The following is a 26394-nucleotide window of genomic DNA, read 5'->3' on the forward strand; positions in this document are numbered from 1 at the left end:
TGCCTCCGAATCGGGGGCGAAACCCCTCGTCTGGGTGACGCACGGGTGCCGTTCATGCATGAGACTCGAGTCACAGCATGAACGGACACCGGGCGACCGCGCCGGTACGTCCCGGCGCTGTTGAGCCCACACCAGAGAGAAGGTTGATCATGACGACGGTCGAATCCGCCGACACCGCAACAATTCCCGATGAGATAGCACGGCAGATCGTTCTCGCCGAAGGACACACCGACGACGCGAAACTGTACGAGGCCTACCGGTGGCTGCGCGAGAACCGGCCGCTCGGGCAGGCACGCGTGGAGGGATACGACCCGCTCTGGCTGGTCAGCAAGCACGCCGATCTGATGGAGATCGAGCGACAGCCGCAGATCTTCAGCGCCGGCGGCGGCGAGAACAAGGGCTCGCACAACCCCATACTCGCCAACCAGGCGGGAGACGAATTCACGAAGCAACTCACCGGCGGAAGTCTTCGCATCCTGGACGCGTTGCCCTACCTCGATCCCCCGGAGCACTCCACCGTCAAGGATGTCGCGTTCGACTGGTTCCGGCCGGCCAACCTCAAGAAGTGGGAGGAACGCATCCGCGAGACGGCGAAGGAATCCGTCGATCGGCTCGTGTCCGGGAGCCAGGACCTCGACGCCGTACAGGAATTCGCGGTGTTCTTCCCGCTGCACGTCATCATGTCGCTGTTCGGTGTCCCGGTCGAAGACGAGCCGCGCATGATGGCACTGACACAAGACCTCTTCGGGGTCGCCGACCCGGATGCGACACGTGAGGACATCGAGAGCCTGTCTCCCGATGCCGCAGCACAGCAGTGGGCAGCGGCGATCTCCGACTTCTACGCCTACTTCGATGTTCTCGTCGAAAGCAGGCGAGCAGAACCACGCGACGATCTGGCGACTCTCATCGCGGTCGCGAAGGATGCCGACGGCGAGTACTTCCCCAAGACATTCGCCTACGGGTGGTTCGTCGCCATCGCCACCGCCGGCCACGACACCACGGCGAGCACCCTTGCTGGTTGCCTGCAGCAGTTGGCCGCGCGTCCCGACATCCTCGAGCGAGTACAGGGAGACCTCGGCTTGGTTCCCCACCTGGTGAACGAAGCCTTGCGGATCGTGTCTCCGGTGAAACAGTTCACCCGCGTCGCACTCACCGACTACGAACTCCGTGGGAGCACGATCAAGGCCGGCGACCGCCTGATGCTGCTGTTCCAGTCCGGTAACCGCGACGCCGACGTGTTCGACAACCCGGACACCTTCGACATCGACCGGCGTCCGAACAAGCAGATCGCGTTCGGCTACGGACCGCACATGTGCATCGGCCAGCATCTCGCCAAGCTCGAAATGAAGGTCATGCTCGAGGAACTGCTGCCCAAGCTTCATCGCGTCGAGGTGACCGGCGAACCCAAGATGATCCAGACCAACTTCGTCGGCGGATTGCGGCACCTCCCCGTCCACCTGACGTTCGCCTGACCAGGTGGTGCGCCGAGACGGAGATGACTCTCGGCGCACCACCTTCGAGTGAGAAAGTGCCCTCAGCGCATGACGAAAGTTACCTATCACCTGCCGGACGGGTCGACGGAGCACGTCGATGTCGAACCCGGCGAGACGCTCATGAACGCAGCGCTCCGCAACAACCTTCCCGGCATCGTCGCCGAATGCGGCGGCAGTTGCGCCTGCGCTACGTGCCACGTCCACCTCCCGAAGCAATACACCCGCTTCTTCGCCGAACCGACCGACGAGGAGACGGATCTGATCGCCTATCTCGACGCCGCGGACGACGAGTCCCGTCTCTCCTGCCAGCTTGTCGTCGCTGACAGCGAGGCCGAGATCCACGTCCGCGTCGCTGACAGCAGGTGAGGTCGTGACCACGCAGTTGCGCGGGAACACCGCGATGAAAGTCCGACACGCCTTCTACGTCGTCGCCGGGATCGCGGCGCTACTCCTGACCTGGCCGTTCGCGTTCGACTGGATGCGCGACGGCGGAAACATCCTCAACCCGGTCGAATTCTTCGGAGACGGAATCGAGCCGGGCGGCACCGGCGCTTTCCTGAGCATCGACATGCTGATCGCGTGGACGGTCTTCATCGTCTGGGTGCTCACGGACACCGCACGGATCGGCATGGGCCGGAAGTGGGGCGTGGTCTTCGTGCTCTTGTCCTATATCGGCGTCTCCATGGCGTTCCCGTTCTATCTCGTTGCTCGCGAACGCTTCCTGGCGCGCGCCGCCTACGGTCGACCGGACGCGTCGACACCGGACAACCCGGCGTCCCGTGTCGGGCGAGGCTAGGGACCAACCGAGGCCCCTACGTCGAGAGCTGCTCGACGTAGGGGCCTCGCCCCGTTCGACCTCCTACGACACCACTCGCCGCGCCTTCATGCCCTCGAAGACCGGTGCGACCCGAACTACGTCACCCGTCGTCGGCGCGTGCACCATCTGACCGTTTCCCAGATAGATCGCCACATGGCCGGGCCCTCCCGAGCCCCAGTTGCCGAACAACAGATCGCCCGGACTCGCGTCGGACAGCGGGACCTCGACACCGACGTTCCACTGGGTCTCCGACGTGCGCGGGAGGATGAGTCCGGCGGTCGCGTCGTACACGGCGTATGACGTCAGACCGGAACAGTCGAACCCTCCGGAGGACGGGCCCTTCACGCTGCCGCCACCCCATACGTACGGCAAGCCGAGATACTGCATCGCTGCCTGGACGATGCGACCACCCACACCCCCCGAATCACTTCGCAGGAGTTGCAGAACCGACGCGAACCGCTCCTCCGACGCACGGATCTTCGCGACATACGGCCTGGTTTGGTTCTCGTAGTCGTCAGTCCCTCTGGGCATTCCCCCGAATTGGCGTACCGCTCCGATCCCTGCGTTGTATCCGGCGAGAGTCAGGTCAAGGGTGTCGCCGGAGACGAGACCCTCCACCTTCCACTGATCGATCTCGCTATACATGTCGCACAACAGGTTCCCGGATGCCATCACAGAATCGGCGACTCCGAGAACGTCCGCCTTTCCATCGCCGTCGGCATCCTTGCCGTATCGCGCCCAGGTGCCCGGCATGAACTGTCCGGGTCCACGCGCACCCGACGGTGACAGCGGTGAGGTGACTCCGTACCGAAACCCGTTCTCGACGGAATACAGCGCTGCGAGAACGGGCGCGGTGATTCCCTCGCAGATTCCGCCCGCCTTCGTGAACCAGGGGACGAACACGGCGATCGAGCCGATCGGCATCGGACCGGCTGCGACGTTGCTGGCGACAACACCCTCCGCGCGCGGAATTAATTCCGGCACAGTGCTGTCGGCAACGACCGACTCCTCTGCAGACCCGACCACCTCGGGCTCCGCGGATGCCCCCGGCAGCGACTCGTCGATGCCGATATCAGGAGGAACCGCAATGACGGGTGGCGGCAGGAACGGCGCCACCGCGCTCTGGGCCGTCTCGGCAGCCGTGTCGACTGCCTGCCGAGCGGGCTCGCGGGAATGTTCGGGCAGCAATTCGATGTAGTCGTCGATGGTCACGTCGACGGCTGCCGCCTGATCCGCCACCGCGGAAATCTGCTGCATGGCGAAATCTTCTGCCGCATCGGGCATATCGGCACCCTGGACGATGCCGCCGATTGCGGCGGCGACCCCCATGATGAGCGCCGAAGGATCAACAGACACTGGTTCCTCCTGAGATGGGACATCGATCGAGATGATCGCGGAATGTGATTCAAGTCTCTCTTCATGCGTGCACTCGACGCGTCACACCATGGGGTGTTTTCGGTACTTCGTCGGGGGCATCGAGTTCCCGCGGCCCACCGACTGCCGGTCCTGCGTCGCCTCCGACACACGAGCCTCGGCTCCGCGTGGAGAAGTTTCACAGGGGGACAGGACCCCTCGTGTGCCGTAGTCCCATCGGGGGTAAAAGGGGGGAGATTGGAGCGAACTTGCCGCTCATCCCTGTTTCCAGAGCTTGTGATCTACCTAACATCGCACCTACGCAAGTGATGCCCGTCCTCGGGCGAACACCTGAAATGAGGAGCAGTCGTGCAGATCACCGCCGCCGTAGTCCACGAAGTCGCGGGCGACTTCGCCATCGAGACCGTGTCTCTGAGCGAACCCGCGGAACACGAAGTCCTCGTCGAGATCGCCGGCGTCGGTCTCTGCCACACCGATCTGGCCGTCAAGGAGGGCCATCTCCCGTTCCCCCTTCCGGGCGTCGTCGGCCACGAAGGTAGCGGCACGGTCGTGAGGGTGGGATCGGGAGTCACCAAGGTCGCTGAAGGCGACAAGGTCGCCATCAGCTTCAACAGTTGCGGCCAGTGTGCCCACTGCGGGAAAGGCGAGCCTGCGTACTGCCACAACTTCATGGCGTTCAACTTCGGTGGTGTGCGCCCGGACGGCAGTTCGGCACTCAGCGTGGGGGACGTCTCGCTCGGCGGCAACTTCTTCGGGCAGTCCTCCCTCGCGACACATGCCATCGCTCATGAACGCAATGTCGTGAAGGTCGCAGACGATGCCCCTCTCGAACTCGTCGGTCCGCTCGGCTGTGGAATCCAGACCGGCGCAGGCGCGGTGTTGAACTCTCTCGACATCGCTCCAGGATCTTCACTGGTCGTCGTCGGCGCGGGTTCGGTCGGCCTGGCGGCCGTGCTTGCCGCCGTGGTCCGCGAGGTCGGCGTGATCATCGTCGTCGAACCTCACGAGTCGCGGCGCGAGCTCGCGCTGTCTCTCGGCGCGACCCACGTGGTCGATCCTGCGGACGGTGCCCTCTCCGAACAGATTCGGGCAGTCGTGCCCGACGGCGTCGACTACGCGATCGACACGACGGCCCTACTGCCCGTGCTGGACCAGATCCTGCAGTCACTGGGTGTCCGGGGCTCCCTCGGCCTGATCGGGGTCCCCGCCGACCCGACCGCCACAATCCCGATCGGCATGATGTCGACGCAGCTGTTCGGTCTGACGATCCGCGGGATCGTCGAGGGGGATGCCGACCCCGACACGTTCATTCCGTACCTTCTCGATCTGCACCGACAGGGCAAATTCCCGTTCGACAAGTTGATCACGACAATGCCGTTCTCACAGATCAACGAAGCTGTGGCCGTGCAGCATCGAGGTGAGGCCGTGAAGGTCGTCCTCGTCCACGAATGATGACCCGCTCCGCCGTATCGGATGCTCCGAAAACAATGAGGAAGGCCGTTCGATGTCAGTTGATCTGAAAGCCCGCCCGTCGAGGGCGAGCGCTGTCAGGAAAGGCATCCAGGTCGCGCCGACGGCCGTCGGCGCGTTCTACGCGACGTCGATGGAGACGTTCCGATGCATGTTCAAGCGCCCCTTCCACGCTCGCGAATTCGTTCAGCAGGCGTGGTTCATCGCCGGTGTGTCGATCATGCCGGCGCTGCTGATGGCGATTCCCTTCTGCATGATGTTCGTCTACCAGATCAATATTCTGCTGGCCGAGATCGGTGCTGTCGACCTCAGCGGGGCCGGCGCGGGTGTCGCGATCATCCGTGAAATCGGGCCGGTGGTCACCGTTCTCGTGGTTGCCGGCGCCGGTTCTACGGCGATCTGCGCCGATCTGGGTTCGCGAACGATTCGCGAGGAGATCGACGCGATGAAGGTGTTGGGAATCGATCCGATTCAGCGCTTGTGTGTGCCGAGGGTGCTGGCGTCGACTCTGATCGGGATGTTTCTCAATGGTCTGGTGTCTGCAGTCGGGTTGGTGGGCGGTTACTTTGCGACGGTCTACATGCAGGGTGCGTCGCCGGGGCAGTACGTCACGGCCATCTCGATCCTCACGGGACTGCCCGACTTCCTTGTCAGTGAGGTGAAGGCGGCGGTGTTCGGCATGCTTGCCGGTCTCGTCGCGTGTCATCTGGGACTCAACGCGAAGGGCGGACCCAAGGGAGTGGGAGACGCCGTGAACCAGACCGTCGTGTTCAGCTTCCTGCTGCTCTTCCTCGCGAACTCGGTTATCACCACTCTTGCGCTGCACTGACAGCGCTCAACACCTAGCCGCACAGGCGGCTGTCAACGGGAGAATTCTGTGTCGAAAGCTACTCGGGCCGCCGGGGCGAGACCACAAGTTGCCGGGCTCGCGCTCCGCGCGGTCGGTGCACCGGTTGGTCATCTGGAGGAGATGGGCAGGCAGCTCCACTTCTACAGCCACGCCGTCACCTCGATCCCGCACACAGTTCGGCGTTACCGCAAGGAAACGATCCGGCTGCTCGCCGAGGTCAGCATGGGTACCGGTGCCCTTGCGGTGATCGGGGGAACCCTGGTGGTCATCTCGCTTCTCACCACCGCGGTCGGCTACGAGGTCGGCCAGCAGGGAGCGACCTCGATGGGCCGCATCGGAATCGGTGCGCTGTCCGGATTCATCTCTGCATTCTTCAATACCCGGGAGGCGATTCCCGTCATCGCCGGCATCGCGCTGACCGCAACGGTCGGTGCGGGTTTCACCGCGCAACTCGGTGCGATGCGGGTGAGCGAAGAGATCGACGCCATGGAGACCATGTCGATCCCGTCGCTGCCGTACCTGGTGACCACTCGCGTCACAGCCGGGGTCATCGCGGTGATTCCGCTGTATGCGGTGGCGTTGTTCGTCGGGTACGTGGCCACGCAATTGGTCACCGAGTACCTCGGTGAGGCGAGCGGAACGTACCAGCACTATTTCAACGTCTTCCTCGTGCCGAGTGATGTCGCGTGGTCGATGGTGAAGGTGCTCGCGATGTCGGTGGTGGTGATGTGTGTGCACTGCTACCACGGCTACAACGCGAAGGGCGGGCCGGCGGGAGTCGGTGTCGCGGTCGGACGTGCCGTGCGCACATCCCTGATCTCGATCATGGTCATCGACCTTCTCGTCGGAATCGCCGTCTACGGTGGCTCCGCCGGCGCCGTGAAAGTGTCGGGCTGACATGGGTGGCCATATCGAAGAGCGGAGCCGCCGCGTCTACGCGCTCCTGGGTGTGTGTCTGATCGCGTTGATGGCAATCGCGACCGCAGTGTCTGTCGGCATCTACCGCGGATTGTTCCATTCGACCGTCCCGGTCACGCTGTACTCGGTGCGGTCAGGGCTGATGCTCGAACCCGGCTCGGACATCAAGATGCGCGATGTCGTCGTCGGCCGGGTGTCGAAGGTACAACTGGTCGACGACCGGGCCGAGATCATCATGGACATCGACGAGAGCCGAACGTCGGCGATCCCGGAGAACATCACGGCCGTGATCGATCCGACCACATTGTTCGGACGCAAGTTCGTCACGCTGGTGCAACCGGAACATCCGTCGGCGACTACCGTGTCGGCGGGGTCGGTGGTTCGGGGCACCGGTGTGGCCACCGAGGTGAACGATCTCCTCGATTCGCTGGTGACGGTGCTGCGGACCGTGGAGCCGCAGAAGGTCAACGGGACGTTGAATGCGTTGTCGACCTCGTTGCAGGGCCGCGGGGACCAACTCGGCGACATGATGGTCGAGCTCGACGCCTACTTGTCCGAGTTCAACGGCAGCCTTCCCACGTTGCAGCGCGATCTGGTCAAGGGTGCGGAGGTCTCCGACGTCCTCGCCGACGCCGCTCCGGAGCTGCTGCGGACCGTCGATCATGTGAGTACCACCGGTGACACGGTGACCGAACGGGAACAGCAGTTGAGCGCCTTCCTGCTCAGTTTCAGCGGATTCGGCAACAGCGGACGAAGCTTCTTCGAGGCCTCAGGCGACCCCCTCGAGAAATCGCTCGATGCGCTGGAGCCGACGACGGCACTGCTCGCCCAGCATGCGCCGATGTACCCCTGCTTCCTGGCGAGCATGGATCAGACCAACAGGTACCTCGAGCGCACCGTCGGCGGTAGCGATCAGGCCGGGCTGAACATTCTCGGCACTCTGCTGATGGGTGATCCGCCGTACACGTACCCGGAGAACGCGCCGAAGAACGGTGCGGACGGCGCACCGCGGTGCTACGACCCCGCGCAGGCACCCGGCCATACCGACTTCGACGACGGCAGCAAGGCCTACCAGCCCGCGCACGGAATCGAAGATCTGATCGGTAACCCAGTCGCGCAGTTCATGTTCGGAGGTGCACGCTGATGACGAAGGCACCGGGAATAAAGTTGCTGATCTTCGTCCTGGTTACGTCGTTGACGGGATTCGGTGTGGCGACGGTGGTGGGCAATATGCGCTTCGGCAGCACGAACACCTATCAAGCCGTGTTCTCGAATGCGTCCGGACTGGGCAACGGCGAAGACGTCAAAGTCGGTGGTGTGCCGATGGGAAAGGTGAAAGAGGTGGAGTTGGCCGGAGACGGCACGGCAGTGGTGTCGTTCTCCCTCTCCACGGAACGCCCGCTGACTGCGGGGACGACGGCGCGGATCAAGTACAAGAACCTGATCGGTGACCGTTACGTGGAGCTCTCGAACGGGCCCGGTGCGATCGGAGCGCTCGACGGCCCGATCCCACTCGAGCAGACCACGCCGGCGCTCGACCTCGACCAGGTGGTCAACGGCTTCCGGCCCCTCCTACAGGGTCTCGACCCGGATCAGACCAATCAACTGTCCGCCTCTCTGATCGAGGTACTGAACGGCCAGGAAGCAAGCATCGGACGCCTGGTGACTCAAATCGGCACCCTGAGCAACACATTGGCGGACCGGGATCAAGCGATCGGTCAGGTGGTGAGCAATTTCAACACCGTGGTCGGGACCGTGAACAATCGCGGTGACCAGTTCTCCGCACTGATCGACCAACTCCAACGACTGGTCGCGGGCCTCGACGGCGACCGTGACCTGATCACCAACTCCCTGGTGAACATCGACCATGCCACGGACAGTCTCGCAGGAGTTATCGACCAGAATCGGCCGGCGATTGCGCAGGACGTGGTCGCGCTGGGCGATCTCGCGGGCAACCTCAACGCGAATACCGACACCCTGAACATGGTGCTGTCCACGCTGCCCGAGAACTACCGCCTCATCGGCCGCGTCGCGGGTTACGGAAGTTTCGTGAACTTCTTCGTCTGTGGTCTCGCTATCAAGTACGCGCCCGGGCCAGGTGGACTCACACCGATGTTCAAGGCCCCCGCAGAAAGGTGCCAGTGATGGCTCAGAAGTCATTCCTCGAGCGCGATGCGTTCCGCATGGGCCTGATCGGAACAGCCGTGCTGATCGGAGTCCTGTTTCTTGCGCTCAACTTCAACTCGATCCCCGGCATCAACAGGGCCACGAATTACCATGCCGAATTCGCCGATGCCAGCGGCCTCGCAGTGGGTGACACCACGCAGATCGCCGGCGTGAAAGTCGGAGAGGTGAAGAAGCTTTCGATCGCCGATGGAAAAGTCGACGTGGAATTCGACGTGGACAGCGGTGCGGTCGGGCTCGGTGAGGACGCGACGGCGGCGATCAAGGTCGAAACTGCTCTCGGTCGGCGGTACGTGGAGATCACTCCGGGACGTCACGGCGAACTCGCCGACAACGCGACCATCCCGCTGGCCCAAACCAGCTCCGGATACGACATCACCCGGGCGCTCGAGGAGGTCACCGACAAGGTGTCGGAGACCGACACCGTCAACCTGTCCGGCGCACTCGAGCAGGTCTCCTCGGTTGAAGACGAGCTTCCGCCCGACCTGCGGTCCTCTCTCGACGGCCTGTCCCGCCTGTCCGACACGGTGGCGAGCCGCGACGACGAACTGCGTCAGCTGCTCTCGGGTGCCGCCGACGTGTCCCGGATCCTCGCGGACCGAGACGTCCAGGTCGCCACGCTGTTCGGCCAAGGGCAGTCGCTCTTCACCGCACTGAACAGCCGGGCGGACACCATCCATCGCGTGCTCGTGCAGTCACGTCAGGTGGCCGATGCACTCACCGGGCTTTCCCGCGACAACGCAGCAACACTCGGACCCACTCTCGATCAGTTGAAGACTCTGGTGGCCACATTGAACAGCAATTACGACAACATCAACGCATCGCTGACCGGCCTCGAACGGTTCGCGAAGCAGGTCGGCGAAGCGGTGGGCAGCGGTCCGTTCTTCGGGGTGCTCCTCCACAACATCGTTCCCGCCAACCTCTCCGGGCAGCTTCCGGGGAGCTTCGGGGGGCCGCGCTGATGGCATCGGTACGTGAGATGGCACGGGCACTTCCGGCGAGACTGCTCGCCGTGGTGATCGCGGTCGCCCTCGTCGGGTTGCTGACCGCCGCCTGGATCCAGAATCACTCCATCAACCACGTCACGGCGTATTTCCGGAACACCACCGGCATGTACGTCGGGGACCGGGTGATGATTCTCGGTGTCGAGGTCGGCCGCATCACGACGATCGAGCCGGACGGTGAGCGGGTCCGGGTGGAATTCGACTACGACAACGAGTACGACGTCCCCGCCGACGCGAAGGCGGCGGTGGTCGCCCCGACTTTGGTCACCGGTCGCTACATCCAACTCGCACCTGCGTACTCGGGTGGGGCGACCCTTTCCGACGGTGACGAGATTCCCCTCGACCGGACCGCTGTCCCGGTCGAGTTCGACGAGATCAAGAAGCAGGTGGTCAAGCTCAGCGAGGACGCCGGCCGCACTCCGGAGCATCCGGACGGTTCGCTCAATCGCTTCGTCAGCAGCACCGCCCGGACACTGGACGGGACGGGCACAGCGCTGCACGATTCCCTCACCCACCTCTCGGACGCCGCCACCACCTTGAACGCGAGCGGCGAGGATCTGTTCGGCACCGTCGAGAACCTTCAGAAATTCACCACCGCCCTCGCTGCCAGCGACCAGCAGATCCGGGCGTTCAGCGGCGAACTCGCAGACGTGTCGGGGCTCCTCAATGCCAACCGCACCGAACTCGACGCGGTGCTGAGCAGCATGCTGACGACGTTCCAGGAAGTCACGAAGTTCATCGAGGACAACCGTGGCGCGCTGGTCGACAATGTCGGGCAGCTCGAGGACATCACCCGGTTACTCGTCGACCGCCAGGACACCCTGATGTCGATCCTGCACTCCGGTCCGACGGCACTGTCCGACTTCTACAACATCTACGATTCCGACGCCAATTCGTTGACTGGCGCGCTCGCTGTGCCTGAGATGCCGGACCCGCGCTCGCTCATCTGCGCACTCTTGACCACGGTCGATGCTCCGGGCGACGAATGCAACACGGCTGCGGGCGCTTTCGCGGCACCATTGGTCAACGCCGCGGTGCGGCAGGCGATACCGGCAGCGGTTCCCGCCCCACTCCCCCCGGGGACCACGCCGGGCGCTCCCGCACCGAATGATCCCGTCGCCTCCATCACCCAAAGTCTGCAGAACCTCATTCTTCCGGAGGGACCACGATGACGAACTCTCTGCGGAGATCGGCGCTCACGGCGACCATGCTCGTCGCCGTCGTGGCCGGGGCGGCCGGCTGCCGATTCGACGGAATCAATTCGATCGGGCTGCCCGGCAACGCGGTCGGAGGCGACGCCCACGAGGTGACAGTCGAGCTGGCGGACATCCAGAATCTGGTCGGAAACTCACCGGTGAAGGCCGACAACGTCATCGTGGGAAACATCAGCCACATCACGGGTGACAACTGGGGCGCCAAGCTGACCCTCGAGCTGGATCCGGACGCAGAAATCCCCGCAAACGTCAGCGCCAAGCTCGCGCAAACCAGTGTGCTCGGCTCCCAGTACCTCGAGCTGACCGTGCCGCCCGGTACGGAGGCTGTCGGCAGACTCGCCGACGGCGACGTGATCCCCCTCGCCCGCACCAGTCAGTACCCGTCGACCGAAGAGGTGCTCTCGGCACTTGCGCTCGTCCTGAACGGAAGTGGCTTGCAACAGATTCGCACCGTGACCTCCGAGCTCAATCACGTTCTGGGTGGCCGGGAGGAATCGCTGCGCAGCCTGTTCGGCAACCTCGAAGAGTTCGTCGGCGGTGTCGACCAACAGCGCGACGACATCGTCCGGGCGATCGACGGACTGGACCGCCTCGGCGCTGAACTCGCCAGTCAGAATCAGACGATCGACCGGGGGATCACCTCGATCCAACCGGCACTGCAGGTACTCGACGAACAGCAGAAACAACTCACCACGATGCTGAACGACGTGGGACGGTTCGGTGAGGTCGCCACCGAGGTGCTCGAGAGCAGCCGCGACGACCTCGACGCCAATCTGCGGTCGCTGCAGCCGGTGTTGTCGCAGCTCGCTGCGGCCGGCGACCACCTCCCGGAAGCGTTGAAGATCGCGGGAACGATCCCGTTCCCGGTGACAACCACTCAGCGCGCCGTCAGGGGCGACTACATGAATCTCTTCCTCACCCTCGACGTCAGCGCCGAGACGGTTGGCGGCAAGGTCCTCGGCAGCATCCCCCTCGACGAGCTCGCGGGACTGAACCCTGCCCGCCAGGCCGTGGATCCTCTCCTGGCACCCACCGGTGCAACGACATCCGGCCGACCCGCGACGTCCGCACCGCAGAACGGAGCACCACGCTGATGAGATCGAAACTCGTTCGCTTCCAACTCATCGTGTTCACAGTGGTGGCAGTTCTCGCCGTCGGCAACGCCGCAGTCAACTACCTCGGGTTGAAGAGGGTCACCGGGATCGGGATGTACACGATCACGGCCGAATTCGATCGCGCCGGAGGCCTCTACGTCAATTCCCTCGTTACCTACCGCGGCGTCGACGTCGGCGTCGTGAAGTCGATCGACCTGGGCCCCGATCGGGCGTCCGCAGAATTGCAGCTGGATTCGGACTTCGCGATTCCCAGCGACAGCCAGGCATTCGTCCGCAGTGTCTCGGCCATCGGCGAGCAGTACCTGGACGTGGTTCCGGCGTCGTCCGAGGGTCCCTTCCTCGCGGATGGTGATGTGATCACGAAGGAGAACACCGAAATCCCGGTGCCTGCCTCCGAGGTCGTCGACAAGGTGAACGTGCTCCTGTCGGAGCTGCCCAAGGACGATCTCCGAGTCACCGTCGACGAGGCCTACACCGCCTTGGACGGCGCCGGACCGGCCCTGTCGCAGCTCATCGACTCCTCGCGGCCCTTGATCGAACTCGCGCAGGCGAAGATCGGCACCACGAGGACCCTGCTCGACGACGCCGAGCCCGTCCTCGAGGCCGGAATCGACTCGCGGGCAGACATCGCGAGCTTCTCCCACGATCTCTCCTCGTTCTCCGAGCAGTTGGTGATGAGCGACTCGCAGGTCCGCGGTGTCCTCGACAACGGATCACAGTTCTTCGACACGGTCAGCGGCACACTCGACGACGTCCGACCCACCGTTCCGCTGCTGCTGGCGAACCTCCAAACGGTCGGTGAGGTCGCGCGAGTGAACATCCCGGGTATTGAGCAGATCCTGGTGATCTACCCGGCCGTGTCGGCATCGATCAACTACATGCACCGGGGAGTCCAGGGCGAGGACCGGGTGTACGGTCAGGGCGCCCTCGACGTCAAGCTCGGCAACTCCGCGAACCCGCTCCCCTGCACCGAGGGTTACCAGGAAACGCAGCGTCGCGACCCCAGCGATGTCAGCGCGATCCCCGCACCGGAGAATTCGTACTGCAAGCTGCCGCAGGCCGACCCTCGGGTCGCACGAGGGGCACGGAACATCCCCTGCGCGACGAATCCTGCGGTGCGCACCGCGGAAATCGCGAACTGCCCTGGGGGTCTGCCGTCCACCTGGCCGGAAATGCTGGCCCGGCCCGGCCAACCGTACGTCCCGCCGTCGACCGACACCGGCGCTCCGAGCACCGGACCGATCTCGACCCCGCCGACCCCGGACGCCACCGAACCCGGGACCGCCACGCCGGCCTCGTGGACGACCCCGCAAGGCTTCACCGGTAGCAACGGATCCCTCAGCGTCCCCTATGACCCGGTCACCGGAAACTTCCGGGCACCGAACGGCGATCTCTACTCGATCGCCAGCGTTTCTGCACCACACTCGAAGGAGGAATCAACATGGCAGGCACTTCTGCTCCGGTAGAGGTCGAGACCCACCTCGACCAGCCCAGCCTCGACCGACCCGGGGACGACGTCCCGGCGACGACAACCGACTCCGAGGAGCGGGTACCGACGCGCGGATTCCTCATCGGCCTGGCCGCGACCGCGGTGATCGCGATCGCCGCCCTCGTCGTCGGCGGCGTCTCGTGGACCAACCTACGCACCGAACAAGCCGCACAGTCCCGAGGCGAGCAGGTCCTCGAGACGGCGCGGCAGGTGGTGGTCAACCTCGTGACACTGCGGCATCAAAGCGTGGACGAAGACATCCAGCGCGTCGCGGACGGCACCACAGGACCGTTCCGGGACCAATTCACCAGCGCATCGGGAAGTTTCGGTGACGTATTGAACCAGGGCCAGGTCGAGTCGACCGGTGAAGTAAAGGAAGCCGGACTCGTCGAGTCCGACGACGACCACGCCGTGGTCCTCGCCGCCGTGACCTCCACGGTCAAGAACACCGAGGCACCCGACGGCGAGATCCGCGTCTACCGCATGAAGGTCTCGCTCGATTCGGTGGACGGCAACTGGCTCGTCTCAGATGTGGAGTTCGTAGCATGAGAAACACACTCACCCGGATCCCCGAGGCCATAGCCACCTGGTCCTACGCGCGTCGACGAGCCACCCGCTACCTCGCCGTGCTTCTCGCCGCCGCACTGGTCGCGGTCGCGGCCGCCATCACCCTCCAGGTCCACGATCACCGCCAGATCAACAGCGCGGAGGCACAGGCGCGTGAACGCGCCACTCAGCTGGTCGCCGACGTGTTGTCGTACGACTTCAACACCATCGACACGCATTTCACCGACGTACTTCCCAGTCTCGGTGGCGATCTCCGCGGCCAGTTCGACAGTGTCGGCAAAGAGGTCATCATTCCGTCGGCGAAACAGCGCCAGGTCGTCACCTCGGCGACCGTCGTCGAATCCTCCATCGTGTCCGCGTCGAAAGACGCGGTGATGCTGCTGTTCTTCGTCAACCAGTCGACCACCAGCACCGACAGCGCCGCACCGAAGTTGGACGGAAGTCGCGTGCGGGTCGGCATGACCGAGCAGGAGGGTACGTGGGTCATGACGGAGATGACTCCGGTCTGACCGCTTCCCCGAAAAGCAGGGATCAGTCGATGTTTTCGCAAACCTAGGAGGTAGTCGTGGGAGTCGAGGTATCCGTCGAGGGACTGACCAAGTCGTTCGGCTCACAGAGAATCTGGCAGGACGTCACGTTGACCCTTCCCACCGGTGAGGTCAGTGCGTTGCTCGGGCCGTCAGGTACGGGTAAGTCGGTGTTCCTGAAGTCGCTGATCGGTCTGCTCCGCCCGGAGCAGGGCTCGATCGTGATCGACGGCACCAACATTCTCGAGTGCTCGTCCAAGGAGCTCTACGAGATCCGCAAGCTGTTCGGTGTGCTGTTCCAGGACGGTGCCCTGTTCGGCTCGATGAACCTGTACGACAACGTGGCGTTCCCGCTGCGCGAGCACACCAAGAAGTCCGAGTCCGAAGTCCGCAAGATCGTCATGGAGAAGATGGAACTCGTCGGCCTGCTCGGAGCCGAAGACAAGCTGCCCGGCGAGATCTCCGGTGGTATGCGCAAGCGCGCGGGCCTGGCCCGGGCACTGGTGCTGGACCCGCAGATCATCCTCGTCGACGAGCCGGACTCGGGTCTGGATCCGGTGCGTACCACCTACATCTCGCAGACGTTGATCGACATCAACGCCGAGATCGATGCGACGATCCTGATCGTCTCGCACAACATCAACCTCGCCCGCACGGTGCCCGACAACATCGGCATGCTGTTCCGCCGGCAGCTGGTGATGTTCGGCCCCCGCGAGGTGCTGCTCACCAGCGACCAGCCGGTCGTCAAGCAGTTCCTGAACGGCACCATGATCGGCCCGATCGGCATGTCGGAGGAGAAGGACGAGGCCACCATGGCCGCCGAGCAGGCCATGGTCGACGCCGGCCACCACGCCGGTGGTGTCGACGACGTCGAGGGCATCGTCCCGCAGATGAAGGCGACGCCGGGGATGCCGTTCCGGCAGGCCGTCACCCGCCGCCAGGAACGCGTCCGCGACATCATGCACACCCTGCCGGAGAACGCACAGATCGCAATCCAGGAAAGCTTCGAGGAGAGCTTCGGCCCCTACGACGACACCGAGGATTTCTCGATCTACGAAGAACCCCTCGAATCCGTGTGATCCAACTTCCCAGTTCACGACTCGGCAACAGAAACATCCAGATCAACGAGAGGAACCCGTCATGACGACGAACAACAACGCCTTCTTCATCGGAGGCGAATGGCATGCGCCCACCTCGAGTGGCGTGATCACGGTGGTATCGCCCAACGACGAACAGGTGGTGGGCCACACCCCCGATGGCGCCGAACCCGACATGGACGCCGCCGTGGACGCGGCACGCCGGGCATTCGACGATCCGACCGGGTGGTCGCAGTGGGAACCGGCACGGCGAGCGCAGGCGCTGGGACGCCTGGCAGATGCGCTCGACAAACGGGCCCAGGAGATGGTCCAGGCGGTGAGCTCACAGAACGGCATGCCCGTCGCGGTCGCGGAGAAGCTGGAAGCGGTTTTCCCGCAGATTCTGCTCCGCTACTACGCCGGCCTGATCGAGAACGACTCCTTCGAGGAGACGCGGCCGGGTCTGCTCGGCGGATCGACTCTCGTGACCAAGACCCCGATCGGCGTCGTCGGCGCGATCGTCCCGTGGAACTTCCCGCAGGCGCTCGCCGCGTTCAAATACGCTCCTGCCCTGGCTGCCGGGTGCACGATCGTCATCAAGCCGTCCCCCGAGACGGTCCTCGACAGCTACGTTCTCGCGGAAGCGATCGAAGAGGCGGCCCTGCCGGCGGGCGTGATCAACATCGTGCCCGGTGGTCGCGAACTGGGCGCGTACCTGGTCTCGCATCCCGGCATCGACAAGGTGGCGTTCACCGGGTCGTCGACTGCCGGCCGCAACATCGCCGAAGCCTGCGGCCGACTGCTCCGGCCTGTCACGCTGGAACTCGGTGGAAAGTCGGCGGCGATCATCCTCGACGACGCGAATCTGGATCTCGCCACCGTCGGCGAACAGCTGTTCGGCGCGACCATGTTGAACAACGGCCAGGTCTGCTACCTCGGCACCCGCATCCTGGCACCGCAGTCGCGCTACCAGGAAGTGGTCGACACGTTCAGCGCTCTGGCCGGGTCACTGACCGTAGGGAGTTCCCTCGACCCCGCCACGATGATCGGACCGATGGCCAGCGTCCGGCAGCGCGACCGGGTCGAGTCCTACATCGCGAAGGGCAAGGGCGAGGGCGCCCGGATCACGGTCGGTGGTGGACGCCCCGCGGACCTCGAGAAGGGATGGTTCGTGGAACCGACCATCTTCGCGGACGTCGACAACAACTACACGATCGCCCAGGAGGAGATCTTCGGCCCCGTGCTGTCGATCATTTCGTATCGGGACGACGAGGACGCTGTCCGCATAGCCAACGACAGCGACTTCGGTCTCGGCGGCACCGTCTTCACCGCCGATCACGACCACGGGGTTGCCGTCGCCCGGCGCATCCAGACGGGAACCGTCGGCATCAACGGCTACCTTCCCGATCCGACGGCGCCCTTCGGGGGAGTCAAGGCCAGTGGTCTCGGACGCGAACTGGGACCGGAGGCCCTGTCCGCCTACCTGGTGCCGAAGTCGATCTACCTGTAAGGGTCTGTGCGGGTGCGGCGCTCGCGGCGCACCCGCATCGCTCCACGCACCACTCATCCCAATGGGGTATTTCCCTCACCTCGAAGGATGAGAACGCGTCCGATTCATACCTATCCCCTCTCGGTCGGCATTATGGTTCGACCAATCACTTTGGCCTGTCTCCTGTCGAGGAGAGGCACCTGAAAGCAAGGATCCGCACATGGATGTCATGGAACACGCGGGCGCGATTCTCCCCGAGGACCGCTACAGTGCGAGCACCCTCGAGGCGTTCCGATCGAACGGGTACTGGCGCGACGAGAGCCTGGCCGAACATGTGGATCGCTGGGCGATGATCGACCCGGACTTCGTCGCCGTCACCGACGGATACGGAACTCTCACGCGCGGTGAACTTCGAGCGCAGGCGTACCGTCTCGCCGCGTCCCTGCAGAAGCTCGGTGTCGAGCGCGGTGACCGCGTTCAGGTCCAGTTGCCGAACTGGAACGAGTTCGTGGTCATCTACGTGGCGCTCGCCCGGATCGGGGCCGTCCTCGTGCCCACCATGCCGGTGTACCGGCACGACGAGGTGCGGTACGTACTGGAGCACTCCGGAGCCAAGATCTCCTTCGTCACCGAGGAATTCCGGAAGTTCCGGTACACGGACATGCTGGCCGAGGTGCGTGCCGAAGTGCCCGGCCTCGAGCACGTCGTTGTTGTGCGCGGGACGGCAGGCGCCGGCGAGATCGTCTTCGATGAGCTGATTGCCGGCAACCATGTACCCGGCGACGACGAACTCGGACCGCCACCGCCCGCGGATGCTGCCCACGCCATCATCTACACATCGGGAACCGAGTCGCGCCCGAAGGGCTGCCAACATACCTTCAACACACTGTCTTTCACCGCTCACGGACTCGGCGGGCAGGTTATGGGCCTAAACCCCGACGACGTGATGTTCATGCCCTCCCCCGTCACCCATGCGACAGGACTGGCCGTGGGTGTGGCGACACCGTTGCTCCTCGGAAGTGGGATCCACCTTCTCGACGTGTGGGAGCCCAACGAGGGACTCCGGCGTATCGCGGAGTTCAAGACGACAGTGAGCATGGCCGCGACACCATTCCTCCAGATGGCACTCGGCGCCATCGATGCCGGTGCCGACCATGACGTCAGCGCGATGCGACTCTGGGTCAGTGCCGGCGCACCGATACCCGAAACACTTCTGCGGGAATGGAAGACGGCACTACCCGACTGCACACTCCTACCGGTATACGGCAGTAGCGAAGGGCTACTGGTGACGGCAGTGCGTGTAGACGACCCAGTCGAGAAGGTGCTCTCTTCCGACGGGCGGGCCTTCGATGGTGTCGATCTCGAGATCCGCGACGAAGAGGGTGCTGTGGTTCCGGCGGGCGAGGAAGGCCAGATCTTCTACGGAGGCCCGGGAATCTTCCTCGGATACTGGCGCGACCCCGAGCGCACGGCCGCGTCGGTCGACGCACGTGGGTTCCTCTCCTCGGGTGACCTCGGCCGCGTCGACAAAGACGGCTACCTCCGAGTCACGGGACGGATCAAAGATCTCATCATCCGCGGCGGCATGAACATCTCGGCACGGGAGGTGGAGGAACACCTCCTGGCACATCCGCACATCATCGCGGCGGCAGCTGTGTCCATGCCCGACGTGCGTCTCGGCGAGAAGGTGTGCGCTTTCGTCGTCGCCAACGGCCCCGCACCAACTCTGAACGAACTCGCCGACTTCCTCCGAATCGAGCGCAAGGCCATGGTGCAGAAGATTCCCGAGAAGCTGGTTATCGTCGATCAACTCCCCACCACCGCGACCGGGAAGATCCAGAAGTTCCTTCTCCGAGAGCAAGCGGCCGAACCGGTTGCCGACGCCTAGGTCCTGTCAAGGGCACAACGCCGCCCCCATTGCCGAGGCAACGGGGGCGGTATTCGTCTACGTGGTGAGGCTGTCAGCAACGCACAAACTTCGGTGGCCGCGATGGTCTGGCTGCGCGCGTGGGACTTTCGTGGAACCTGTTCATCGTTGACCGGTGATCGCGAGATAGCGGTAGATCGCCTCGGACCGGTTCATGGCGCCCAGCTTGCGAAGTATCTTCTTGACGTGCGTCTTCACCGTGAAGATGCTGATGACGAGCTCGTTCGCGATCTCGGCGTTCGATGCGCCCCGGACCAGCAACGTGAACACCTCGCGCTCACGAGTCGTCAGCGATTCCAGCGCAGCGGGATTCAGATCGCCGTGGGACGTACCGGGCAACGACGAGACCTGCTCGGCCGAGGTCTCGTCGAGAAAGCTGACATCCGCGTGTTCGAGAAGCTCGGCTTCGCGGGCTTCCTGTTGCAGGCGTTGGACTATCACATTCTTCTGTTCACTGAGGCGGTCGGCCAGCATCGCCCGTTCGAACAACGTCCCGAAACCGCGGGCATATGCCCCGAGCGTGTCCCGGACCACAACGTTCACCGGGTCCCCGGAAGGTCGACTGCCGTGCACGAGACCGATGACACCGGTCGAAACGGTGATCGGGGCAACCACATAGGAGTCGGCGGCAAGCATCTGCACGACCTCGTCACTCGGCCGAACGTCGGCGTTCGGCCCTGCGAGTACCGCGGATCGGGTCTCGCACGCCCGGCTCTCGGCTGATTCGAAGCCGAGGGGTAACGCCTGTAAAGAACTCAGGTCCCCGTCCGACCTCGTCGAGCTGTGGAGTTCGAGCGCAATCCACGTGCCGTTGTGTACCTCGGACAAGAGTATTCGGTCGAGTTGCGCTGCGTTCGCAGCCTCGAAGCAGATTCGTTTACGAAGACCGGCAACGGACTCCGAGCCGCGTAACCGCCGGATCGCGCTGGCGAACTCGGCGGGTTGCACGGCGTGACCCGGACCTTCGTGCACCGTGCGAATCCGCATGCGCGTCTCCTGAAGGTCGACGATGAGGCGACCGAGCGCTCGTTGCTGCTCGGGGCCGAGCTCGGGGAACTTCGACAGAGCAGATTCTGTGGCCTCGTCGAGGAGCGCCATCTGGGTGCCGAGCGAGACAACGCGGATCTCGTGGGAGCGGGGGCCGACGCCGTAGTCGTCGCGCAGCCGATCGAGGAGAACGATGACCGCGTGTGACAACTCGCGGTCGGTCGTCGACCTGACGGTGGCTCGCCCCTCCGTCTTCCCTGTCATCTCGCTCGTCGGGCCTGACTCGAGTAGAGGGCCGTCGCCGCGGCACGAGTCGGTGCGTGCAGCTTCTTGAGCACGGCTTTTACATGCGACTTCACGGTGCCCTCTGAGATGACCAGTGCCTGCGCAATCTGATTGTTGGTGGCCCCGGTTGCGAGGTGGGACAGGATCTCACGCTCCCGGACGGTCAGCATGCTGTTGATTTCGAGCACCCGGTTCTCTGCCGGCTCGTCGGTGGAACCGTCGACCCTTGCTGCAGCCTGATGAGAGAGAATCGCATCCGCCTTCGAGATCCGGTCCAGCATCGTCTGGGTTGCGTCGAACGACTCCTCGACCCGGGCCCGCTGCAGTTGGATTCGGTGCTTCAGCACCGCTTGTTCGTAAACGATGGCCAGAATGGTCGCGAAGGTGTCCAACCGATCTCGGTCGTCCGGATCGAGAACATCCACCGACCCTGGCCGATCGGCGTGGAGCAGTCCGATGACCTTGCCTCCGGACATGACGGGCGCCGCGACGTACGCCGACGTCCGAGATCGACTGACGATCTCCCTGTGCGTGCGGTCGTCGTCGGCTGGGGCCGCGACCAGCGCGGGAACTCGGCGTCGGACCAGCTCGGTTTCCAAAGGCGCTTCAGCCAGGGACAACACCGCAGAGTCGACGTAGTCGGAGAAGTCGAGAGGTGAGCCGTCGAGCGCGGGCTGCAGATAGAGGCGGCGGGGCTGCCACAGAGAACCGGAAACAGCTGAGATCATCGAGCGTGCGAAGGGTAATTGTGTACACACCACCTCCGGCGCCGCCTCGATGATCTGTCTCGGGGGAAGTCCCCGGAGCGTCACTGCAGCGTCGTGCACCTCGCCCAGCTCCGCGATCCGGCGAATCGCCTCTGTTCTCGCGATCTCCTCCTGAAGACGTTCGATGTCGACGAGAGCCTGGCAAGCGTCTCCGATATCGGTCTCGGCGAGCTGCCCCTCGGTCAGCGCGTCGACAAGGCGACGTCGTGTTGCTCCGAGCGACCCTGACAACGTGGGAGAGCCGAGACCGGCGTGGTGATCGTGGTCGACCAGCAGCTTCCTGGCCATACCGATACACTCAGCCGCTTGCTGCACGAGATCCGCTTGATCAGGATCCATTGACGTCTTCGTCCGGCTCACTTCTCGTCACACCTCCGGCCGCATTGGCACACCACTCGACATGATTGTTGTGACTGGCATCACTCTGCAGTCTAGCCCAATCGCCTAACTATAGTCCAATGGTATGACCGATTAGCTCGACCGCGGGCACGCTGATCTACCCTGAGTACACGGCAAATGCCTTGTTGGAGTTGAAGACGTCAGTCACCACGAGGTCGGACCACTCCCGGCGCAGGCCGAGCTCCTCGACCGCACCGAGCATGCAGAACCAGTTGAGAATTTCGTGCTGGCCGGCGTCGACGACCTCTGTGCTGGTGTAGTTGCGCATCAGCGCGAAGTCGTCTTCCAGCAGCGCCTTGTAGATTCGCAGGTCGGCTTCGGTATCGGGACGCATATGCCACAGCTTGTCGGCCAGGAAGGCGTGCGACCAGCTCGAGGAGGCGACGAACGCCACCCTGAGATCGCGGTCGCGGAAATGTTGCGCGACCGCTCGACCTACTTGGAAGCACCGTGCCGGCGTCGGGCCCGAGGGGTCGAGGACCTCCGATTCGATGTCGGCGAACCTGGCCAATCCACCTTTGCGCGCGATGGCGTGCTGCCCATAGCAATTGACCGTCATCGGGATGAAGGGGTATGACATCTCGGCGCCTGCGTTGGCGTAGTCGAGGAACAATTGCGTGTTCAGAATGGCGTGCGGAAAATGTGCGGCAGTGCGCTTCTTGTACGAGTAGGCCATGTCGAATCCGCGCTCGATCAGGCCGTCGGCGAGTTGTCTGGCTCCCGACGCGTCACCATGCATCACGATCTCGAAATCGTCCGGCTTCCCCCAGAAGTTCGGACTGCCTCTCTCGTTCATCACCTCGAAGGCGGGCACCTCGAGGTCTCCGTAGGCGAGCACGCAGAACGGTGGCACCACCTCCTCGCGAAAATTCTCGTACTGGTCGTCGCCCCACACCACGACGACGTCGGGGGCGAACTCGTCGACCGCGTCACGCACGCGAGCCAGATTCGCCACCAACTCCGCACGATGCGCCGCTGCGGCAGCGGTTCCACCGTCGTCGGACCACTCGCGACGCATACGGTCCGGCCAGTGGGCCGGGTCCTTCTCCTCGACGGGTATGTCCGGGTCGGTGAGAGTCCATCGCAGCAGACCTGCCATGTGCTCGTCGGTTCCCGCCAACAGCGGGTAGTGGGTCATGCCGAGAGCGAGGAAGTCTCCCATTGGCCGTCCTTTCTGAGGTGGCGCCTCGGCGCCGTCACACGCGCCGGGGGTATCGCTCCCCATCGTGTGACGTGCACGCGCCACACGCACAGCAAGTTCCAGTGCCCGGAACGCGGCGTCAGTCGTCGAACGGAAAGAGATCGGCCCTACCCTGGGCGAGCATCTGGGTGGTGTCACGGCAGATGCGGTGAGCAGTCAGTTTGACGGCGTTGATCACCGACTCCGAGACCTCCTTCGCCGAGTCGAACTGAACGGCGACGGCACCCATCGGACGGCCCTTGATCAGCACGGGCGCGGCGATGTTACCCAGACCCAGAACCACACCATCCTTCTGCACGGCAACTCCCGCCACCCGAATGTGCTTCAACTCGTGGCGAATTTGGACCGGATCCGTGATCGACTTCGGCGTCAGTCCGACCAGAGGTCCGGCCAGCAGTTCGGTGAGTTCCTCTTCACGCAGATGCGCCATCATCGCCCGGCCCATCGCGGACAGGTGCGCGGGGATCCGGGTGCCTACCTCCCCTATGGGTCGCGCGTGGTTCACCGCGAACAGCGCCTGCAGCACTACGACTTCGTTGCCCCTGAGGACGCCGAAGTGGACGGATTCCTTCGACCAGGCCTGCAACTGCGCCAAGTGCGGCAGCGCAACCTCGCGCATTCCGTCCACCGGCATGGAAGAAACCAGCCGCAACAGTCGGATGCCGAGCCGGTACCCCGCGCCGTGCTCCTCGATCACCGCCAGCTCACCCAACCGCTGCAGCAATCTGTGCACCGTCGACTTGGGCAGGCCAGTCTTCCGGCTGATCTGTGTCAGGGTCAGAACCCGATCACGCTCGTTGAACGCATCGATGATCGAGAACGCCTTCGCCAGGATCGAAGGCGGGGAACTCCCCGCACCGCAGTCGTCCTGCTTGTCTTGTTCCATGTGCATCATCCGGGCCTCCGCAATCTTCGCTCCACCGACCCCGCGGGAAAACTGCTGTAACGGCGGTCACAGCGCGCTGACATTCAGGGTACGTGCCCGCCGATCGGTTCCAGCCCCCGGAACAACAGCGGCCGCAACCGCACCGAGCCCCTAACGTTTCCTCCGTCCGGCTTGCCCGACGACGCGGGCAGGCCGGACGGAACAAGCCACGGTTGCGCGCGAAAGGAGACCCACGTGGTTCCACCCGGCACCATCGATGTGCATGCGCACTACTTCCCCCGGGACGCACCCCCTGCCGACGTCATCGCAGGTTTTCCGCGAGCACCCCGATTGGTGCTCGATTCTCCCGTGGAGGGACGGCTCGTCCGCGGATCCGAAGACTTCCGCGCCGTCCGGGGCGCCCTCTGGGATGTGCCGGCGCGCTTGGAGGACATGGATCGCGCGGGCATCGGGGTTCAGGCGATTTCTCCTGTTCCGGTCACCCTGGAGTACGGCGCCGCGCCGGCACCCTTCGCCACCTACTGCCGGTGGATGAACGAGTCCATCGCCCGCGCAGTGGAAGACGGCGATGGCAGGCTCATCGGAATCGGAACAGTTCCCCTCTTATCTCCTCGTGACTGCCTATCCGAACTTCACTACCTATCCACGGTTCTGGGACTGCGGGCGATCGAGATCGGTACCCGGATCAACGGGATGGAATTGGACGACCCGGCACTCGAGTACTTCTTCGATGCGGTCGACGGTCTCGGACTCGCGGTAATCGTCCATCCCGTTGGCGGCGGCGGTGGCGCGGTGCGCCGTTCGGGGTTCACTTACGACTTCGGACTGGGGATGCCCTCGGATACCGCGTTGGCGGCTACCGCGCTTGTCTTCGGCGGGGTGCTGCAACGTCATCGACAACTACGCATCGCAATGGTCCACGGGTGCGGCACCTTCCCCTGGGCATACCCGAGACTTCGCCTCGGCGCCCACTTGGCCGCCACACACGTCCCAGACGATCTGGATCGCCTCGTATCACGTCTCTACGCAGACACATTGGTCTTCGACCCGGGGCTCCTGCCTGCATTGGTACACCGCTTCGGCCCGAACCAGGTCCTACTCGGCAGCGACCACCCCTTCATCCCCGGCCAACCTGGAGATGGATTGGCGGACTTGAACTCTGCGACAGAGCAGTTGCCGCCCGGTACCGTGCCGAGAATCCTGCGCGAGAATGCTCTCGAATTTCTCGGACTGCCACGCGGCACACTCGTCACCGACCATTTCTCACCGATAAAGGAAGATCACCATGGCACTCACTGCTGAAAATCTCGTCGACGTTCCCGGCTTGGCCAGCCGTTGGGTCCGACTGGCGAACGGCGCCCGCGCCCACTACATGACCGCCGGCACCTCGGGCCCCGCCGTCATCCTGCTCCACGGCGGATTGCCCGGCTCCTCCGGCCTCGCGGGATGGCGATTCATGGCCCCGTACCTCGGCGAGAACGGTTTCCGCGTCTATTGCCCCGACATGCCCGGCTTCGGTCTGTCGGACACCCGTGACGAGTATTGGCCGGACGGCATGGAGTCCTTCGTCGACTTCATCGACCAGTTCGCCACCGCACTGTGCCTCGACGAGTTCCACCTCGCAGGCAACTCCATGGGCTGCATGAACACGGTCAATTACACGGTTGCACACCCCGACAAGGTCAAGAGCTTCATTCTGATCGCGGGAGATGTCGGCGACGTGGTCCCGGAGCACTTGACCCCGCCGGCGGGCGAGTTCCGTCTCACCGCCTACGACGGCACACGCGACGGAATGCGCACGATGATGGAGGCGATCATCCATCGCGGTGAGGCCATCAGTGAAGATCTGATCGACATGCGTTACCTCTCCGCAAGGGACCGGATGGACGCGCACGCGAAGTTCTGGCCCACTCTCTTGCAGTACCGGCGGATCACGGACTGGACGGACGAGAATCGCGCCGCCCGTTTGGTAACCAAGGGGCGCCTCGACCGGTTGAGCACTCCGGGGCTCTACCTTTACGGCCGCCAGGACATCCTGACACCGGTCGAGTGGGGGTACGTCCAGGAAGACCACCTGCCCAATGTTCAGTTCTTCTATCCCGACGAGTGTGGCCACCAGGGCCAGACCGACCGACCGGACCTGTTCAACCCGGTCTTTCTCGAGTTCTTCCGCGACGGGAAGGTTTCCGGAGATCTCGCCGACGCCGCCGGCGTCTCCGATCGCCGACCCGAACTGCCACTGATCAATCGCTCCCTGGTCTCTGCCTGATTCTCTGACGACAACCGATGGCCGACGCCGGAATCCACGATCCGGCGTCGGCCATCGGTTGTTTCCGCCTCCGCGAACCTAGGAAG

At 64.1% G+C, this 26394-nt stretch carries 24 protein-coding genes; 19 read left to right on the forward strand and 5 right to left on the reverse strand.

The annotated features are described in order from the left end of the window. Nucleotides 1-149: 149 nt before the first annotated feature. The 3 genes from ACFWAY_RS25760 (at nucleotide 150) to ACFWAY_RS25770 (ending at nucleotide 2289) form a co-directional block, all read left to right on the forward strand. The gene (locus ACFWAY_RS25760; RefSeq protein WP_378512651.1) at nucleotides 150-1472 is read left to right on the forward strand and encodes a cytochrome P450; all 1323 of its coding nucleotides are present in this window, start codon (nucleotides 150-152) and stop codon (nucleotides 1470-1472) included. A gap of 69 nt (nucleotides 1473-1541) precedes the next feature. Next, nucleotides 1542-1859, forward strand: coding sequence for a 2Fe-2S iron-sulfur cluster-binding protein (locus tag ACFWAY_RS25765; RefSeq protein ID WP_378454997.1), 318 nt, complete (start codon nucleotides 1542-1544; stop codon nucleotides 1857-1859). A 4-nt stretch (nucleotides 1860-1863) separates the two neighbouring features. Next, a complete protein-coding gene (locus ACFWAY_RS25770; RefSeq protein WP_378454996.1) occupies nucleotides 1864-2289 on the forward strand; it encodes a DUF2834 domain-containing protein in 426 nt (141 codons plus the stop codon). 63 nt (nucleotides 2290-2352) lie between these two features. Here ACFWAY_RS25770 and ACFWAY_RS25775 read toward each other — a convergent pair whose 3' ends face one another. Then, nucleotides 2353-3666 carry an NlpC/P60 family protein gene (locus tag ACFWAY_RS25775; RefSeq protein ID WP_378454995.1) on the reverse strand — a complete coding sequence of 438 codons (1314 nt, stop codon included), beginning with the start codon at nucleotides 3664-3666 and terminating at the stop codon, nucleotides 2353-2355. A 366-nt stretch (nucleotides 3667-4032) separates the two neighbouring features. Here ACFWAY_RS25775 and ACFWAY_RS25780 point away from each other — a divergent pair, with 366 nt between their 5' ends. The 14 genes from ACFWAY_RS25780 to ACFWAY_RS25845 all read left to right on the forward strand — a co-directional run bounded on the left by ACFWAY_RS25780 (nucleotide 4033) and on the right by ACFWAY_RS25845 (nucleotide 19475). Then, nucleotides 4033-5136, forward strand: a complete 1104-nt coding sequence (locus ACFWAY_RS25780; RefSeq protein ID WP_378454994.1) for an NAD(P)-dependent alcohol dehydrogenase — start codon at nucleotides 4033-4035, stop codon at nucleotides 5134-5136. Nucleotides 5137-5188: 52 nt separating this feature from the next. Beyond that, complete coding sequence (locus tag ACFWAY_RS25785) at nucleotides 5189-5983, forward strand: MlaE family ABC transporter permease (protein WP_378454993.1); 795 nt, start codon at nucleotides 5189-5191, stop codon at nucleotides 5981-5983. 141 nt (nucleotides 5984-6124) lie between these two features. Continuing rightward, nucleotides 6125-6901 carry an MlaE family ABC transporter permease gene (locus ACFWAY_RS25790; RefSeq protein WP_378455082.1) on the forward strand — a complete coding sequence of 259 codons (777 nt, stop codon included), beginning with the start codon at nucleotides 6125-6127 and terminating at the stop codon, nucleotides 6899-6901. 1 nt (nucleotide 6902) lies between these two features. Next, the gene (locus tag ACFWAY_RS25795) at nucleotides 6903-8066 is read left to right on the forward strand and encodes an MCE family protein (RefSeq protein ID WP_378454992.1); all 1164 of its coding nucleotides are present in this window, start codon (nucleotides 6903-6905) and stop codon (nucleotides 8064-8066) included. Then, nucleotides 8066-9067 carry an MCE family protein gene (locus tag ACFWAY_RS25800; protein ID WP_378512652.1) on the forward strand — a complete coding sequence of 334 codons (1002 nt, stop codon included), beginning with the start codon at nucleotides 8066-8068 and terminating at the stop codon, nucleotides 9065-9067. Before ACFWAY_RS25795 ends, ACFWAY_RS25800 begins: the two co-directional genes overlap by 1 nt. Further along, complete coding sequence (locus ACFWAY_RS25805; RefSeq protein WP_378454990.1) at nucleotides 9067-10068, forward strand: MCE family protein; 1002 nt, start codon at nucleotides 9067-9069, stop codon at nucleotides 10066-10068. The genes ACFWAY_RS25800 and ACFWAY_RS25805 overlap by 1 nt, the downstream gene beginning before the upstream one ends. Then, the gene (locus ACFWAY_RS25810) at nucleotides 10068-11282 is read left to right on the forward strand and encodes an MCE family protein (RefSeq protein ID WP_378454989.1); all 1215 of its coding nucleotides are present in this window, start codon (nucleotides 10068-10070) and stop codon (nucleotides 11280-11282) included. Before ACFWAY_RS25805 ends, ACFWAY_RS25810 begins: the two co-directional genes overlap by 1 nt. Further along, nucleotides 11279-12418 carry an MCE family protein gene (locus tag ACFWAY_RS25815; RefSeq protein WP_378454988.1) on the forward strand — a complete coding sequence of 380 codons (1140 nt, stop codon included), beginning with the start codon at nucleotides 11279-11281 and terminating at the stop codon, nucleotides 12416-12418. Before ACFWAY_RS25810 ends, ACFWAY_RS25815 begins: the two co-directional genes overlap by 4 nt. Beyond that, nucleotides 12418-13905: an MCE family protein gene (locus ACFWAY_RS25820; protein ID WP_378512653.1), complete on the forward strand. Its 1488-nt coding sequence runs from the start codon at nucleotides 12418-12420 to the stop codon at nucleotides 13903-13905. Before ACFWAY_RS25815 ends, ACFWAY_RS25820 begins: the two co-directional genes overlap by 1 nt. Next, entirely contained in the window at nucleotides 13881-14477 is a 597-nt protein-coding gene (locus ACFWAY_RS25825) for a hypothetical protein (protein WP_378454986.1), read from the forward strand. The genes ACFWAY_RS25820 and ACFWAY_RS25825 overlap by 25 nt, the downstream gene beginning before the upstream one ends. Then, nucleotides 14474-15004, forward strand: coding sequence for a hypothetical protein (locus ACFWAY_RS25830; RefSeq protein WP_378454985.1), 531 nt, complete (start codon nucleotides 14474-14476; stop codon nucleotides 15002-15004). The genes ACFWAY_RS25825 and ACFWAY_RS25830 overlap by 4 nt, the downstream gene beginning before the upstream one ends. Nucleotides 15005-15060: 56 nt before the next feature. After that, complete coding sequence (locus tag ACFWAY_RS25835; RefSeq protein ID WP_378454984.1) at nucleotides 15061-16101, forward strand: ABC transporter ATP-binding protein; 1041 nt, start codon at nucleotides 15061-15063, stop codon at nucleotides 16099-16101. 61 nt (nucleotides 16102-16162) lie between these two features. Continuing rightward, nucleotides 16163-17608, forward strand: coding sequence for an aldehyde dehydrogenase (locus ACFWAY_RS25840; RefSeq protein WP_378454983.1), 1446 nt, complete (start codon nucleotides 16163-16165; stop codon nucleotides 17606-17608). Between the two features lie 199 nt (nucleotides 17609-17807). After that, entirely contained in the window at nucleotides 17808-19475 is a 1668-nt protein-coding gene (locus tag ACFWAY_RS25845; protein ID WP_378512654.1) for an AMP-binding protein, read from the forward strand. Between the two features lie 141 nt (nucleotides 19476-19616). Here ACFWAY_RS25845 and ACFWAY_RS25850 read toward each other — a convergent pair whose 3' ends face one another. The 4 genes from ACFWAY_RS25850 to ACFWAY_RS25865 all read right to left on the reverse strand — a co-directional run bounded on the left by ACFWAY_RS25850 (nucleotide 19617) and on the right by ACFWAY_RS25865 (nucleotide 24048). Next, the gene (locus ACFWAY_RS25850; RefSeq protein ID WP_378454981.1) at nucleotides 19617-20765 is read right to left on the reverse strand and encodes a response regulator transcription factor; all 1149 of its coding nucleotides are present in this window, start codon (nucleotides 20763-20765) and stop codon (nucleotides 19617-19619) included. Next, on the reverse strand, nucleotides 20762-21841 hold the full coding sequence (locus tag ACFWAY_RS25855) for a response regulator transcription factor (RefSeq protein ID WP_378454980.1): 1080 nt from the start codon (nucleotides 21839-21841) through the stop codon (nucleotides 20762-20764). Before ACFWAY_RS25855 ends, ACFWAY_RS25850 begins: the two co-directional genes overlap by 4 nt. A 208-nt stretch (nucleotides 21842-22049) precedes the next feature. Then, nucleotides 22050-23114, reverse strand: coding sequence for an extradiol ring-cleavage dioxygenase (locus ACFWAY_RS25860; protein WP_378512655.1), 1065 nt, complete (start codon nucleotides 23112-23114; stop codon nucleotides 22050-22052). A 118-nt stretch (nucleotides 23115-23232) separates the two neighbouring features. Beyond that, entirely contained in the window at nucleotides 23233-24048 is an 816-nt protein-coding gene (locus ACFWAY_RS25865; protein WP_378512656.1) for an IclR family transcriptional regulator, read from the reverse strand. 225 nt (nucleotides 24049-24273) lie between these two features. Here ACFWAY_RS25865 and ACFWAY_RS25870 point away from each other — a divergent pair, with 225 nt between their 5' ends. Together ACFWAY_RS25870 and ACFWAY_RS25875 are read left to right on the forward strand one after the other, a co-directional pair. Next, entirely contained in the window at nucleotides 24274-25341 is a 1068-nt protein-coding gene (locus ACFWAY_RS25870; RefSeq protein WP_378455482.1) for an amidohydrolase family protein, read from the forward strand. Next, a complete protein-coding gene (locus ACFWAY_RS25875; protein WP_378455483.1) occupies nucleotides 25325-26308 on the forward strand; it encodes an alpha/beta fold hydrolase in 984 nt (327 codons plus the stop codon). Before ACFWAY_RS25870 ends, ACFWAY_RS25875 begins: the two co-directional genes overlap by 17 nt. Nucleotides 26309-26394: the final 86 nt, after the last annotated feature.

This window comes from Rhodococcus sp. NPDC059968, from assembly GCF_042738615.1.
Lineage (GTDB): Bacteria > Actinomycetota > Actinomycetes > Mycobacteriales > Mycobacteriaceae > Rhodococcus_F.

Excerpts from the sequence above, each read along its gene's own strand:
- ACFWAY_RS25845 (WP_378512654.1), top strand. The coding sequence starts at position 17,808 with ATGGATGTCATGGAACACGCGGGCGCGATTCTCCCCGAGGACCGCTAC.
- ACFWAY_RS25805 (WP_378454990.1), top strand. The coding sequence starts at position 9,067 with ATGGCTCAGAAGTCATTCCTCGAGCGCGATGCGTTCCGCATGGGCCTG.
- ACFWAY_RS25850 (WP_378454981.1), bottom strand. The coding sequence starts at position 20,765 with ATGACAGGGAAGACGGAGGGGCGAGCCACCGTCAGGTCGACGACCGAC.
- ACFWAY_RS25865 (WP_378512656.1), bottom strand. The coding sequence starts at position 24,048 with ATGATGCACATGGAACAAGACAAGCAGGACGACTGCGGTGCGGGGAGT.
- ACFWAY_RS25810 (WP_378454989.1), top strand. The coding sequence starts at position 10,068 with ATGGCATCGGTACGTGAGATGGCACGGGCACTTCCGGCGAGACTGCTC.
- ACFWAY_RS25830 (WP_378454985.1), top strand. The coding sequence starts at position 14,474 with ATGAGAAACACACTCACCCGGATCCCCGAGGCCATAGCCACCTGGTCC.
- ACFWAY_RS25825 (WP_378454986.1), top strand. The coding sequence starts at position 13,881 with ATGGCAGGCACTTCTGCTCCGGTAGAGGTCGAGACCCACCTCGACCAG.
- ACFWAY_RS25815 (WP_378454988.1), top strand. The coding sequence starts at position 11,279 with ATGACGAACTCTCTGCGGAGATCGGCGCTCACGGCGACCATGCTCGTC.
- ACFWAY_RS25785 (WP_378454993.1), top strand. The coding sequence starts at position 5,189 with ATGTCAGTTGATCTGAAAGCCCGCCCGTCGAGGGCGAGCGCTGTCAGG.
- ACFWAY_RS25840 (WP_378454983.1), top strand. The coding sequence starts at position 16,163 with ATGACGACGAACAACAACGCCTTCTTCATCGGAGGCGAATGGCATGCG.
- ACFWAY_RS25820 (WP_378512653.1), top strand. The coding sequence starts at position 12,418 with ATGAGATCGAAACTCGTTCGCTTCCAACTCATCGTGTTCACAGTGGTG.
- ACFWAY_RS25765 (WP_378454997.1), top strand. The coding sequence starts at position 1,542 with ATGACGAAAGTTACCTATCACCTGCCGGACGGGTCGACGGAGCACGTC.
- ACFWAY_RS25800 (WP_378512652.1), top strand. The coding sequence starts at position 8,066 with ATGACGAAGGCACCGGGAATAAAGTTGCTGATCTTCGTCCTGGTTACG.
- ACFWAY_RS25795 (WP_378454992.1), top strand. The coding sequence starts at position 6,903 with ATGGGTGGCCATATCGAAGAGCGGAGCCGCCGCGTCTACGCGCTCCTG.
- ACFWAY_RS25860 (WP_378512655.1), bottom strand. The coding sequence starts at position 23,114 with ATGGGAGACTTCCTCGCTCTCGGCATGACCCACTACCCGCTGTTGGCG.
- ACFWAY_RS25790 (WP_378455082.1), top strand. The coding sequence starts at position 6,125 with ATGGGCAGGCAGCTCCACTTCTACAGCCACGCCGTCACCTCGATCCCG.
- ACFWAY_RS25760 (WP_378512651.1), top strand. The coding sequence starts at position 150 with ATGACGACGGTCGAATCCGCCGACACCGCAACAATTCCCGATGAGATA.
- ACFWAY_RS25855 (WP_378454980.1), bottom strand. The coding sequence starts at position 21,841 with ATGGCCAGGAAGCTGCTGGTCGACCACGATCACCACGCCGGTCTCGGC.
- ACFWAY_RS25875 (WP_378455483.1), top strand. The coding sequence starts at position 25,325 with ATGGCACTCACTGCTGAAAATCTCGTCGACGTTCCCGGCTTGGCCAGC.